We start from the raw sequence: 13,018 nt of genomic DNA, 5'->3' as shown, positions 1-13,018 counted from the left end.
CATCGCAGTTCTGACATCAGGCCTTTTCGGGAATGCTGGGTTCTGACAGCGATTCGCCGGCTGCCGTGCCCTTGCCGCCCGGTGCGCCGGCGGCTGCATCGCTGCCGGTTCCTACGCCTTCGGAGCCGGAATAGGGCTGCTTGATGATAGCGGCGGCGGATATCACGATCGGGTCGAAACCGGCATCGCCCTGTTCGATCAGTTCGAAGAACGCCTTGCGCATGCGTGGTTCCCAGAACTTGTTGATATGGGTGGCCACGCCTTCGACGCGCTCATTCTCCGGCTGCGACTTGAAAAAGGTGGCGATTTGGTTGGCCATGCGGACAAGTTTACCATTGGTGTTATCAAGCGACATCGGCGATGGCTCCGGATTGAATGCGGTCGGGATGGGTGAAAATCTCGAAATCGGCGCCGCGCACCAATGCGATCAGCGTCATGCCAGCTTCATCCGCCGTGCGGATGGCAAGCGCCGTAGGTGCCGATATGGCGATGATGAACGGGCTGCCGATGATGGCGGTCTTCTGCACCATCTCGACGGAAACGCGGCTGGTGACGACAACGGCACCTGTCGATCCGGCATGCCCGGCCCGCGCTGCAGCGCCGACCAGCTTGTCCAGCGCATTATGCCGGCCGACATCTTCGCGCACGGCAATCAGCCCCTTGCCGGGCACGTAGAAACCGGCGCCATGCACGGCGCGGGTCTCGAAATGCAGCGGCTGCTGGCCGTTGAGCAGGGCGACGGCCTCGATGATCTGCTGCTCGCAGAGACGCAGTGTCGAGGCCGATACTGTCGGTGTCTTGCGCACGGCCTGCTCGATCGATTCAATGCCGCAGAGACCGCAGCCCACCGGGCCCGCCATATGGCGGCGGCGGGAGACCAGCGCGTCATTCTGCTCGTCCCTCAGGATGATCTGCAGGTCGATGCCTTTTTCGTCCGTGACGGCCTCGATCGATTCGATCTCGGAGGGATCGGCGATGATCCCCTCTGTGAGGCTGAAGCCGACTGCAAAATCCTCGAAATCACCGGGCGTGGCCATCATCACGGCATGGGTGGAGCCGCCATAGGAGAGCGCGATCGGGGTTTCCTCAGGGACGACGCGGGAGCCAGGCGTGAGCTTGCCGCTACGATGGGCGGTCTCGGAGACGGTCTGGGTGAGTTTGAAGGTGGTCATGCCGCGAGCTCCATCGAGCCCCTCCCCCTTGTGGGGAGGGGTTGGGGAGGGGACTTTTCTTTTAACGAAAAAGAACCCCTCCCCTCCACTTCGCTCCGACCCTCCCCACAAGGGGGAGGGTTAAACCGCGCAAGCCGGGCACTCTTCCCTTCCTCATGTCGTCCGCAATGGAACGAGGGTGTTGGAAACACAATCATCCGAAAATTACTCCGCGGCCTCCATCTTGCCGGAAATCCGGCGCGATTGGCGGGCTTGTTCGTCGTAGTCCACCTGCCACTGTGAAGGGCCGTTTGATGGCGAGATCTGGACGGCTGTCACCTTATACTCCGGACAGTTGGTTGCCCAGTCGGAGAAGTCGGTGGTGATGACGTTGGCCTGTGTCGTGGGGTGGTGGAAGGTGGTGTAGACGACACCGGGGGCGACGCGATCGGTGATCAGCGCCCTGAGCGTCGTGTCGCCGGCGCGGCTTTGCAGTTTCACCCAGTCGCCATCGCGCACGCCGCGCAGTTCGGCGTCGTGCGGGTGGATTTCCAGCCGGTCTTCCTCGTGCCAGACGACGTTGTCGGTGCGCCGTGTCTGGGCGCCGACATTGTACTGGGAGAGGATGCGGCCGGTGGTGAGCAGCAGAGGGAAGCGTGGGCCGGTCTTCTCATCGGTCGCGACATATTCGGTGCGGATGAACTTGCCCTTGCCGCGCACGAAGCCGTCGATATGCATGATCGGCGAACCGAGCGGTGTCTTTTCGTTGCAGGGCCACTGCACGGAGCCCATCTTTTCCAGATAGTCGTAGGAGACCATGGCGAAGCTTGGTGTCGTCGCGGCGATCTCGTCCATGATTTGCGACGGATGGCTGTAGTTCCAGGCAAGGCCCATCGCCTGGGCCAGCTTCTGCGTCACTTCCCAATCGGCATAACCGTTGCGGGGCGTCATGACGCGGCGGACGCGGTTGATGCGGCGCTCGGCATTGGTGAAGGTGCCGTCCTTTTCCAGGAAGGTCGAGCCCGGCAGGAAGACATGGGCGTAGTTGGCGGTTTCGTTGAGGAACAGGTCCTGCACGACGACGCATTCCATCGCGGCAAGGCCGGCCTGCACATGCTTGGTGTCGGGGTCGGACTGGAGGATGTCTTCACCCTGGATGTAGATGCCCTTGAACGAGCCATCGACGGCGGCGTCCAGCATGTTGGGGATGCGCAGGCCCGGTTCGTTGGAGATTTTTACGCCCCAGAGCTTTTCAAAAATATCCCGTGTCGCGTCGTCGGAGACGTGGCGGTAGCCGGGTAGCTCGTGCGGGAAGGAGCCCATGTCGCAGGCGCCCTGGACGTTGTTCTGGCCGCGCAACGGGTTTACGCCGACGCCCGGGCGGCCGATATTCCCGGTGGCCATGGCGAGGTTGGCAATGCCGATGACCGTCGTCGAGCCCTGGCTGTGTTCGGTGACGCCGAGGCCATAATAGATCGCGCCATTGCCACCGGTGGCAAACAGGCGGGCAGCACCGCGAACCTCTTCGGCCGGAACGCCGGTCAGAGTTTCGATCGCTTCCGGGCTGTGATGCGGCTCGGAAACGAAGCTGGCCCAATCCTCAAATTCCGACCAGTCGCAGCGTTCACGGATGAATTTTTCGTCGAACAGGCCTTCGGTGACGATCACATGGGCAAGGGCGGTGACGATGGCAACATTGGTGCCGGGGCGCAGCGGCAGGTGGTGCGATGCCTTGATATGCGGCGAGGAAACCATGTCGGTGCGGCGCGGATCGATGACGATCAGCTTTGCCCCTTGGCGCAGGCGCTTTTTCAGGCGCGAGGCAAAGACCGGGTGGCCGTCTGTCGGGTTGGCGCCGATGATGATGACGACATCGGTGTGCTCGACCGAATCGAAATTCTGCGTGCCGGCCGAGGTGCCGAAAGTGGCGCCGAGACCATACCCGGTCGGAGAATGGCAGACACGGGCGCAGGTATCGACATTGTTGTTACCGAAACCGGAGCGGATCAGCTTCTGGACGAGGTAGGTTTCCTCGTTGGTGCAGCGCGACGAGGTGATGCCGCCGATCGATTCACGGCCATATTGATACTGGATGCGGCGGAATTCCGATGCCGTGTGGGCAAGGGCTTCCTCCCAGCTGACTTCGCGCCAGGGATCGCTGATCTTTTCGCGGATCATCGGGTTGAGGATGCGTTCCTTGTGGGTCGAGTAACCATAGGCGAAACGGCCCTTGACGCAGGAATGGCCGCGATTGGCCTGGCCATCCTTCCACGGAACCATGCGCACCAGCTCTTCACCGCGCATTTCCGCCTTGAACGAACAGCCGACGCCGCAATAGGCGCAGGTGGTGACGACCGAATGTTCCGGCTGGCCGATCTCGATCACCGATTTTTCGGTCAGCGTTGCTGTCGGACAGGCCTGGACACAGGCGCCACAGGAGACGCATTCCGATTCCAGGAAGTTCTCGTGCATGCCGGCCGAAACGCGCGAGCCGAAGCCACGGCCTTCGATGGTCAGCGCGAATGTGCCCTGAACTTCTTCGCAGGCCCGCACGCAGCGCGAACAGACGATGCATTTTGAAGGATCATAGGTGAAGTAAGGGTTCGATTCGTCCTTCGGCATCCACTTGGCGTTGATGTCGCCATTGTTGCGTGCCTTGACGTGGTTGTCGCCCTCGTAGCCATAGCGCACATCGCGCAGGCCGACCGCGCCAGCCATGTCCTGCAATTCGCAGTCGCCATTGGCAGCACAGGTCAGACAGTCGAGCGGATGATCGGAGATATAAAGCTCCATCACGCCCTTGCGGATGTCCTTCAGGCGGCTCGTCTGGGTATGGACGGTAATGCCGGGGGCGACGGGCGTGGTGCAGGAGGCGGGCGTGCCGTTGCGGCCTTCGATTTCCACGAGACAGAGGCGGCAGGAGCCGAACGCATCGACCATGTCGGTGGCGCAGAGTTTCGGCACCTGAATGCCGGCCTCCATCGACGCCCGCATGATCGAGGTGCCTTCCGGCACGGTGATCTCGTTGCCGTCGATGGTGAGCGTCACCATCTTTTCCGAGCGGGAGGCGGGTGTGCCGAAGTCGATTTCAGAGATGAGGGGCATGGAAATTACTCCGCAGCTTCGACAAGGGGAGCCGGGCGAAAATCGTCCGGGAAGTGGTTCATCGCGCTGGTCACCGGATAGGGCGTGAAACCACCCAGCGCGCAGAGCGAGCCGAATTTCATCGTGTTGCAGAGGTCGGCGAGCAGCACCATGTTCTTTTCCGGCTCTATCCCTTGCGCGATCTTGTCGGCGGTTTCGACGCCGCGGGTCGAGCCGATGCGGCAGGGGGTGCATTTGCCGCAGCTTTCAATGGCGCAGAATTCCATGGCGAAACGGGCTTGCTTCAGCATGTCGGCGGTGTCGTCGAAAATGGTGATGCCGGCATGGCCGATCAGGCCGTCCTTGGCCGCGAAGGCCTCGTAATCGAACGGCGTGTCGAACAGGGCGCGGGGGAAGTAGGCGCCGAGCGGGCCGCCGACCTGTACGGCTTTGACCGGACGTCCGGTCGCGGTGCCGCCGCCGATCTCATCGACGATCTGGCCCAGCGTCAGGCCGAAGGCCGCTTCATAAAGTCCACCATGCTTGACGTTGCCAGCGATCTGGATCGGGATGGTGCCGCGCGAGCGGCCCATGCCGAAGTCCTTATAGTAGACCGAGCCCTTGTCCATGATGATCGGCACGGAGGCGAGCGAGATGACGTTGTTGATGACGGTCGGACAGTTGAACAGGCCCTTGTGGGCCGGTAGCGGTGGCTTGGCGCGGACGATGCCGCGCTTGCCTTCCAGGCTGTTGAGCAGCGCCGTTTCTTCGCCGCAGACATAGGCGCCAGCGCCGGTGCGGATTTCAATATCGAAGGACCGGCCTGAGCCCATCACCGAAGCGCCGAGAATGCCGGCGGCACGGGCGATCTCGACAGCTTGCGTCATCGTCGCGATGGCATGCGGATATTCCGAGCGGATATAGACGAAGCCCTTTGTGGCGAGTGTCGCAAGGCCGGCGATCACCATACCCTCGATCAGCACGAAGGGGTCGCCTTCCATGATCATCCGGTCGGCGAAGGTGCCACTGTCGCCCTCGTCGGCATTGCAGACGATATATTTGCGGTCGCCCTTCTCGACGTTGATGACGGTATCGAGCACGGTCTTCCACTTGATCCCGGTCGGGAAGCCTGCGCCCCCACGGCCGCGCAGGCCGCTTTCGGTGACCTGCGTCACCACATCGGCTGATGTCATCGCCACGGCCCTGGCAAGACCCTTCAGGCCGTCATGGGCCTTGTAGTCCTCCAGCGACAGAGGATCGACAATGCCGCAGCGAGCAAAGGTCAGCCGCGTTTGGTTTTTCAGGAAGGGCAGTTCCTCGGTCTTCCCGAGGCAGAGCGGGTGATTGCCGCCTGTGAAGAGCCCCGCATCCAGCAGCGACGCAACGTCGGAGACCTTGACCGGACCATAGGCGATGCGGCCTTCAGCCGTCTCGACTTCAACCATCGGCTCAAGCCAGTGCAGGCCTCGCGAGCCGTTGCGGACGATCGTGGCATCAATGCCACGGGCTTCGATCTCGCGCGACCACGCCTTTGCGACGCGGTCGGCGCCAAGGGCCAAAGCCGCTGCATCCTGGGGAATAAAAATCCGCACGCTCATGCCCGTACCTCCGTAATGAGGTCACGCACCGCATCCGCATCGAGCCGTCCGTGCACCTCGCCATCAAGCATCGCGGCGGGTGCGGTGGAACAGAGACCAAGACAATAGACGGGTTCCAGTGTCACGGCGCCATCGAGCGTCGTCTGGTGGAAATCGATGCCGAGCAGGGATTTCACCCGTTCGGCCAGTGCATCACCGCCCATCGACTGGCAGGCCTCGGCGCGACAGAGTTTGAGCACATGACGGCCGGCCGGGTGATCGCGGTAGTCGTGGTAGAAGGTCACGACGCCATGGACTTCGGCACGCGACAGGTTGAGCTCGCGGGCAATGACCGGCAGCGCTTCCTGCGGCACATAGCCGAACTCGGCCTGGATTTCGTGCAGGATCGGCAGAAGCGGCCCTTCGAGCGACTTCATTTCGCTGACGATATCCAGCGTCCGTTCACCGATATCACGACTTGATACATGCAGGTTCAACGTTCAGACCTCCCGAACTGAAATGAACAATCTGTCGTGATCTGCGATCCCTCAAATCAAACGAAGCCCCTCCAGAACATCGTTTCATTCGGTTTCCTGGCTCAAAAGGACCAGGAACACCCAGTTTTACAGCTCACGCACTGAGAGGACAGCGTGTCAGCAGGCTTGAGGAGGGTCAATAGGCGTATTCCGTTAAGCGATAGATGTTTTCTATCAAAGCGCCTGGGCGTCGGCCAGAATGCGCGCTTCGTGCAGCAGGGCCGAGACGAGCGGCGTGAACGGTTCGCGATGCGTGGCGACCAATCCGACCGTGTGCCGGGCGTCCGGCTCGATGATCGGGACGAGCTTGATTTCGTCATGAAAGCCGAACGATTTCGCGACGTTATAGGGCATGATGCTGGCCCAGTGACCCGTTCGGACATGAGAGAACAGCACGATCATCGAGTTGGATTCCAGCGTTGGCGAGACGGTCACGCCGGCTTCGGCGAAATGCTGGTTGATGATGCGCCGGTTCTGCATGTCTGCGGTCAATAGACAAAGCCGAATACCGCCGACTTCCTTCCAGGTCACAGTTTCGCGATCTGACAGATTGGTGCCTGCAGCTGTCACCAGATGATAGCGCTCCACCTGCAGCGGCACGCTGGTGACGCGGCCGAGCGGTTCGTTTTCGAGATAGGTGAGGCCGGCATCGATCTCCAGATTTTCCAATAGGCCGAGGATTTTCAGCGACGTGGTGGAGAGGATGGAGAAGGTCACCTCCGGATGTTTCTCCTGAAAGGGTGCGGTGATGCGCGGCACCATGGCAAGCGTCGTTGGCACGGCTGCCAGCCTGATATGGCCGACAAGCCCGCGCCGGGCCGCGCGCATCTCCTCGTGCATTGTACGGGAATCCCCGACGATGCGGCGGGCCCATTCCAAGACGCGCTGGCCTTCCGGCGTCAAGCTCTGATAGCGCGAGCCGCGATTGACCAGCATGACGCCGAGTTGATCCTCCAGCTGCTTGATCGCGGCCGACAATGTTGGCTGGGTGATGCCGCAGAGATCGGCGGCGCGGCCGAAGTGGCGTTCCTGCGCCAGCGCGATGAAGAATTCCAGCTTGTCGATCAACCGCTACCTCCCAATGCTGAAGCTTGCGCTTAGCAGATCAACTGACCGCCATTCACTTCCAGCACCTGTCCGGTGATGTAACCCGACAGCGCGTTCGAGGCGAGGAACAAATAGGCCGGGGCGCAATCCTCCGCTGTGCCGAGCCGCTGCAAGGGAATGGTCTTGCGGGTGGCTTCGAGCTTTTCGGCGGATGAATAGCGTTCATGGAAATCGGTGGTGATGGTGCCCGGCGAAACGCAGTTAACGCGGATGCCTTCGGGCGCCAGCTCGCGGGCGAGCGCCTTGGAGTATGTCGAGACAAATGCCTTGGTGGCCGAATAGATCGCCGATCCGGCGCTGCCGCCGGTGAGCGCCGAGATTGACACCGTGTTGATGATGGCCGGATGGTTGCCGCGCCGGATGAGCGGCAGCAGCGCCCGGGTCGTCTGCACAACGGAGGTCTGGTTGAGCTGTACCACCGTCTCATATTGCTCGTCCGTCAGTTCGACGGCGAGAAACCGGCCGACCATCGTGCCGGCGTTGTTGATGAGAACATCGATCGCCTGGAATCGCGCGGCGATGCCGGTGGCCAGAAGCTCGATGCCACCGGCGGTCGAGAAATCGGCATAGGAGAGGAACGCCCGGCCTTCGGTCAGTGCTGCATCGAGAAAATCAGGCAACGGTTCGCGCGCCACGCGGCCGCCATGCAGATAGACGGTTGCGCCACAATCAAGAAATTGGCGTGCGACCTCCAGGCCGATGCCGCGGCCGGCGCCGGTGACGACGACATTCAAGCCTTTGAACAGCGATGGGTGAAACATCTGGATTCCTCCTCAGCGACGAACAGGCTGTCGCATCATGACCAGAAATGCAACGCGGCATGTCTGCAGGTTCATTTTCGAGCACACGCTGCGTTTATGAAATTGCACTGCTTTCGTTTTCGCATATTATGAAAGAAAACGAAAATGACGGGAAGGAATTATCCATGTATCTGACGGCGCGCCAGTCGGAAATCCTTGAGCTTGCCAAGACGGAAGGCCGGGTTCTGGTCGATGAACTTGCTACGCGTTTTTCGGTGACGCCGCAAACCATTCGCAAGGATCTCAACGATCTCTGCGACGGCCGGGTGCTGACGCGTATCCATGGTGGGGCCGTCTTTCCGCGTGGCAACGAGAATGTGAAATACGAGGCCCGCCGTTCGATCGCCGCCCTTGAAAAGCAGGCGATCGGCCAGGCGGCGGCGGCGATGATCCCGAACAATTCCTCATTGTTCATCAACATCGGTACAACCACGGAAGCGGTTGGTGAAGCGCTGCTCGATCATTCAGAGTTGATGGTCATCACCAATAATATCAACGTTGCCAACCGCTTGCGGGTTTTCCCCTCGATTGAGGTAGTCATTGCAGGCGGTGTGGTGCGTGGTTCTGACGGCGGTATCGTCGGCGAGGCGGCGGTCGACTTTATTCGCCAGTTCAAGGTGGATTATGCTGTCATCGGCGCGTCGGCGATCGATCAGGATGGCGCGCTGCTGGATTTCGATTACCGCGAAGTGAAAGTCGCGCAGGCGATCATCGCCAATGCACGGCACGTCATTCTGGTGTCGGATTCGACCAAGTTCGAGCGGACGGCGCCCGTCCGGATAGGGCACATTACCCAGGTCCACACCTTCATTACCGATGTTTGTCCCATCGAGAATGTCCGCAATATCTGCCAGGAGCAGGATGTTCGGTTGATCGAAACCGCACGCTGAAATCGCTGATTTTAGCGGTTGCTTGTCTTCCATAAACATTCGTTTGACATTCGTAAGATTTTCGCTTTAATTATTTTTGCTTTCGCATGTGCTCAAGATTGTGCAATGCGAAATGTGGGAGGGGAAATCAGTGCCTGCGCAGGACGTACTCGACATTTTCGTGATCGGTGGCGGTATCAACGGATGTGGCATCGCAAGAGATGCTGCTGGCCGGGGATATTCGGTTGCGCTGGCCGAAATGGACGATTTCGCCTCCGGCACGTCCTCTCGCGCCACCAAGCTCATTCATGGCGGGTTGCGCTATCTTGAACATTACGAGTTCAGGCTGGTGCGTGAATCGTTGATGGAGCGCGAAGTGCTCTGGGCCATGGCCCCGCATATCATCTGGCCGATGCGGTTCGTTCTGCCGTTCCACAAGGGTGGCATCCGTCCGGCCTGGCTCATCCGTCTAGGCCTCTTCCTTTACGATCATATCGGCGGCCGTAAGCTTCTGCCCGCCACCCGGACTCTCGACATGAGGCGCGATCCGGCTGCCAAGCCGTTGAAGGCGTTGTTCACCAAGGCTTTCGAATATTCCGACGGCTGGGTTGATGACGCTCGCCTTGTCGTGCTCAACGCCAAGGACGCGGCGCTCAAGGGCGCGCGCATCATGACGCGCAGCCGGGTCGTCTCGGCAGGGCGCGAAGGCGGTCACTGGTCGGTCAATGTCGAGGATGCAACGACCGGTGCCGTCAGCACCTTCAAGGCGCGTATGCTGGTCAATGCGGCGGGCCCCTGGGTCGACGTGGTTCTGTCGAATGCCGTGCGCAAGAACAATGTCCATAATGTCCGCCTCGTTCAGGGCAGCCATATCGTCGTGAAAAAGAAGTTTAACGATAGCCGAGCCTATTTCTTCCAGAACCCGGACAACCGCATCATCTTCGCGATCCCCTACGAGACCGACTTTACCCTGATCGGTACCACCGACAACGATTTCACCGGCGATCCGAAGAACATCCAGATCACCGAGGGCGAAATTACCTATCTCTGCAATGCGGCGAGCGAGTATTTTTCCGAACCGGTCAAACCGGCCGATGTGGTCTGGACCTATTCCGGCGTGCGACCGCTGTTCGACGATGGTGCCTCGAAAGCGCAGGAAGCGACGCGCGACTACGTGCTGAAGATCGATGGCGGCGACGGCGAAGCGCCGTTGCTCAACGTTTTCGGCGGCAAGCTGACGACCTATCGGCGGCTCGGCGAACATGCACTGGAAAAGATCGCTGGTGCGATCGGTGCCAAGGGCAATCCATGGACCGCCAAGAGCGTGCTGCCGGGCGGCGACTTTCCAGTGACCGGCTATGACGCCGAAGTGGCAAAGCTCAAGGGCCGCTATCCGTTTCTGACCGAGCGCCACGCGCGCCGCCTGGTGCGGCTCTATGGGACGCTGGCAGTCAGCCTGCTTGGAAGTGCCGGCAAGGCGGAGGATCTCGGCCGGCATTTCGGCGCCGATCTCTATGAGGCCGAAGTGCAATGGCTGATCACCCAGGAATGGGCACGGCAAGCCGAGGATATCCTCTGGCGCCGCACCAAGCTGGGCTTGACATTGACCCAGGCGGAAGCCGCCGGGTTGGAGGAATACATGCGGGAGACTATCCGCAACGTCGCCTGACGGCCGCGCCTGCATGGCGCTGCCTATGGCTGGGAGGAAGCCTGAGAATGCTTGAACTGAAAAACATAACCAAGGTTGTCGGAGCGGATACGCATATCCATTCGACCGATCTTGTGCTGGAGCGGGGCTCGCTCAATGTGCTGCTCGGCCCGACGCTGTCGGGCAAGACGTCGCTGATGCGGCTGATGGCTGGCCTCGACAAGCCGACGACCGGCACGATCTCGTTCGACGGCAAGGATGTGACCGGCGTGCGTGTGCAGGATCGCTCTGTCGCCATGGTCTACCAGCAGTTCATCAACTATCCGGCGATGACCGTTTACGAGAACATCGCCTCGCCGATGCGCATTTCCGGCAAGGATACGGCAACGATCGACCGCGAAGTGCGTAAGGCGGCCGAGCTGATGAAGCTGACGCCCTTTCTGGAGCGCACGCCGCTCAACCTGTCAGGTGGCCAGCAGCAACGAACGGCGCTGGCGCGCGCCATCGTCAAGAATGCCAGCCTCGTGCTGCTCGACGAGCCGCTTGCCAATCTCGACTACAAGCTGCGCGAGGAATTGCGCGAAGAGCTGCCGAAGCTGTTTGCCGCGGCCGGTTCGATCTTCGTTTATGCGACGACCGAACCGCAGGAAGCGCTGCTGCTCGGGGGCAATACGGCAACGCTTAGCCAGGGCCGCATCAGCCAGTTCGGGTCGACCATCTCGGTCTACCGCAAGCCTGTCGATCTTGCGACCGCAAAAACCTTTGCCGATCCGCCGCTCAATACCCTCGACGTGGTGAAGTCCGGTAACACTTTCGAGCACAACGGTATCAGCATCTTGCCGGTGCCGGCGCACCTCGCCGGTATCGCGGATGGCGCCTATACGATCGCCTTCCATCCGCACCACCTGTCGCTTGCCCGGCCGCACGACACAGCAGCGACGCTGAAGGCGCGCATCATCATTTCGGAAATCGCCGGCTCGGAAAGTTTTATTCATGTCGATTGCGCCGGTTCGCGCTGGGTCATGCTTGAACACGGCATTCACGACATCGAACCGGATACGGCAATCGAACTCTTCGTCGATACGCGCCATCTGATGGCCTTCGGGGCGGATGGACGTGCGATCGGCGCTTCTGCCGGTAGCCAGACTGTTCGGGGAGCGTGAGGAGAAAACCATGGCACGCATCAATCTCGACCATATCCGCCACGCCTACGGCCCGAAGCCGACGAAGCCTTCCGATTATTCGCTGAAGGAAGTGCATCACGAATGGAACGATGGCGGCGCCTATGCGCTGCTCGGTCCGTCCGGCTGCGGCAAGACCACGCTGCTCAACATCATTTCCGGCTTGTTGCAGCCATCCGAAGGCAAGATTCTGTTCGACGGCAAGGATGTCACCAACCTATCGACGCAGGAACGCAACATCGCCCAGGTGTTTCAGTTCCCGGTGATCTACGACACGATGACCGTTTACGACAATCTGGCTTTTCCCTTACGCAATCGCCGGGTTCCGGAAACGGAAGTTGATCGCCGCGTCACGGAAATTCTCGAAATGATCGGTCTGTCCGACCGCGCGAAGAAAAAGGCGCAAGGGCTGACGGCCGACCAGAAGCAGAAGATCTCGCTTGGCCGCGGTCTCGTCCGCTCCGATGTCAGCGCCATCCTGTTCGATGAGCCGCTGACCGTCATTGATCCGCATATGAAATGGGTGCTGCGCTCGCAGCTGAAGCGGCTACACAAGCAGTTCGGCTTCACCATGGTCTATGTCACCCACGACCAGACCGAGGCGCTGACTTTCGCAGACAAGGTTGTCGTCATGTATGACGGCGAGATCGTCCAGATCGGCACGCCGGCCGAGTTGTTCGAAAAGCCGAAGCATACATTCGTCGGCTATTTCATCGGTTCTCCGGGCATGAACGTTCTTCCGGCAAAGATCGACGGTTCGTCGGTCGATCTGGGTGGCCAGACGCTTGCGTTATCGTTTGCGCCGAAATTCGCGGCCGGTGCCAAAACGGAGCTGGGCATTCGCCCGGAATTTGTCCGGCTTGGCCGCGAAGGCATGCCGGTCATGATTTCGAAGGTCGAGGACATTGGCCGCCAGAAGATTGTCCGCGCCACGTTTGCCAACAAGCCAATCGCCATCGTCGTGCATGAGGACGGCGAGATCCCGGTGGAGCCGAAGATCACGTTCGATCCCGCAGCCATCAATATCTACGCCGATTCATGGCGTGTGGGCGGGGAGGCCTGATC

At 60.6% G+C, this 13,018-nt stretch carries 11 protein-coding genes; 4 read left to right on the top strand and 7 right to left on the bottom strand.

Annotated features, from left to right (window positions below):
• Window positions 1-16 precede the first annotated feature (16 nt).
• The 7 genes from ACQY8Q_RS10190 to ACQY8Q_RS10160 all read right to left on the bottom strand — a co-directional run bounded on the left by ACQY8Q_RS10190 (window position 17) and on the right by ACQY8Q_RS10160 (window position 8,216).
• Window positions 17-355, bottom strand: a complete 339-nt coding sequence (locus ACQY8Q_RS10190; protein ID WP_428426476.1) for a formate dehydrogenase subunit delta — start codon at window positions 353-355, stop codon at window positions 17-19.
• Complete coding sequence (gene fdhD / locus ACQY8Q_RS10185) at window positions 345-1,172, bottom strand: formate dehydrogenase accessory sulfurtransferase FdhD (RefSeq protein ID WP_428426475.1); 828 nt, start codon at window positions 1,170-1,172, stop codon at window positions 345-347. The genes ACQY8Q_RS10190 and fdhD overlap by 11 nt, the downstream gene beginning before the upstream one ends.
• A 204-nt stretch (window positions 1,173-1,376) precedes the next feature.
• Entirely contained in the window at window positions 1,377-4,256 is a 2,880-nt protein-coding gene (gene fdhF / locus ACQY8Q_RS10180; protein WP_428426473.1) for a formate dehydrogenase subunit alpha, read from the bottom strand.
• A 5-nt stretch (window positions 4,257-4,261) separates the two neighbouring features.
• On the bottom strand, window positions 4,262-5,833 hold the full coding sequence (locus ACQY8Q_RS10175; protein WP_428426472.1) for a formate dehydrogenase beta subunit: 1,572 nt from the start codon (window positions 5,831-5,833) through the stop codon (window positions 4,262-4,264).
• Entirely contained in the window at window positions 5,830-6,309 is a 480-nt protein-coding gene (locus tag ACQY8Q_RS10170; RefSeq protein WP_428426471.1) for a formate dehydrogenase subunit gamma, read from the bottom strand. The genes ACQY8Q_RS10175 and ACQY8Q_RS10170 overlap by 4 nt, the downstream gene beginning before the upstream one ends.
• A gap of 213 nt (window positions 6,310-6,522) precedes the next feature.
• Entirely contained in the window at window positions 6,523-7,416 is an 894-nt protein-coding gene (locus ACQY8Q_RS10165) for a LysR family transcriptional regulator (protein WP_428426470.1), read from the bottom strand.
• Between the two features lie 29 nt (window positions 7,417-7,445).
• Window positions 7,446-8,216: an SDR family NAD(P)-dependent oxidoreductase gene (locus tag ACQY8Q_RS10160; protein WP_428426469.1), complete on the bottom strand. Its 771-nt coding sequence runs from the start codon at window positions 8,214-8,216 to the stop codon at window positions 7,446-7,448.
• A gap of 164 nt (window positions 8,217-8,380) precedes the next feature.
• Between ACQY8Q_RS10160 and ACQY8Q_RS10155 the strand changes: the two genes are divergently transcribed.
• The 4 genes from ACQY8Q_RS10155 to ACQY8Q_RS10140 all read left to right on the top strand — a co-directional run bounded on the left by ACQY8Q_RS10155 (window position 8,381) and on the right by ACQY8Q_RS10140 (window position 13,016).
• A complete protein-coding gene (locus ACQY8Q_RS10155; protein ID WP_428426468.1) occupies window positions 8,381-9,145 on the top strand; it encodes a DeoR/GlpR family DNA-binding transcription regulator in 765 nt (254 codons plus the stop codon).
• Between the two features lie 130 nt (window positions 9,146-9,275).
• Window positions 9,276-10,793, top strand: a complete 1,518-nt coding sequence (glpD, locus tag ACQY8Q_RS10150) for a glycerol-3-phosphate dehydrogenase (RefSeq protein ID WP_428426467.1) — start codon at window positions 9,276-9,278, stop codon at window positions 10,791-10,793.
• Window positions 10,794-10,840: 47 nt separating this feature from the next.
• Window positions 10,841-11,935: an ABC transporter ATP-binding protein gene (locus tag ACQY8Q_RS10145; protein ID WP_428426466.1), complete on the top strand. Its 1,095-nt coding sequence runs from the start codon at window positions 10,841-10,843 to the stop codon at window positions 11,933-11,935.
• A gap of 10 nt (window positions 11,936-11,945) precedes the next feature.
• Window positions 11,946-13,016, top strand: coding sequence for an ABC transporter ATP-binding protein (locus ACQY8Q_RS10140; RefSeq protein ID WP_428426465.1), 1,071 nt, complete (start codon window positions 11,946-11,948; stop codon window positions 13,014-13,016).
• Window positions 13,017-13,018 lie beyond the last annotated feature (2 nt).

The organism is Pararhizobium sp. (assembly GCF_965279435.1).
GTDB lineage: Bacteria > Pseudomonadota > Alphaproteobacteria > Rhizobiales > Rhizobiaceae > Pararhizobium.
The sequence above is the reverse complement of the archived record's forward strand: the minus strand, read 5'-3'. Positions and strand labels throughout refer to the sequence as shown.

Excerpts from the sequence above, each read along its gene's own strand:
- ACQY8Q_RS10145 (WP_428426466.1), top strand. The coding sequence starts at position 10,841 with ATGCTTGAACTGAAAAACATAACCAAGGTTGTCGGAGCGGATACGCAT.
- ACQY8Q_RS10140 (WP_428426465.1), top strand. The coding sequence starts at position 11,946 with ATGGCACGCATCAATCTCGACCATATCCGCCACGCCTACGGCCCGAAG.
- fdhF (WP_428426473.1), bottom strand. The coding sequence starts at position 4,256 with ATGCCCCTCATCTCTGAAATCGACTTCGGCACACCCGCCTCCCGCTCG.
- ACQY8Q_RS10160 (WP_428426469.1), bottom strand. The coding sequence starts at position 8,216 with ATGTTTCACCCATCGCTGTTCAAAGGCTTGAATGTCGTCGTCACCGGC.
- ACQY8Q_RS10175 (WP_428426472.1), bottom strand. The coding sequence starts at position 5,833 with ATGAGCGTGCGGATTTTTATTCCCCAGGATGCAGCGGCTTTGGCCCTT.
- ACQY8Q_RS10155 (WP_428426468.1), top strand. The coding sequence starts at position 8,381 with ATGTATCTGACGGCGCGCCAGTCGGAAATCCTTGAGCTTGCCAAGACG.
- ACQY8Q_RS10190 (WP_428426476.1), bottom strand. The coding sequence starts at position 355 with ATGTCGCTTGATAACACCAATGGTAAACTTGTCCGCATGGCCAACCAA.
- fdhD (WP_428426475.1), bottom strand. The coding sequence starts at position 1,172 with ATGACCACCTTCAAACTCACCCAGACCGTCTCCGAGACCGCCCATCGT.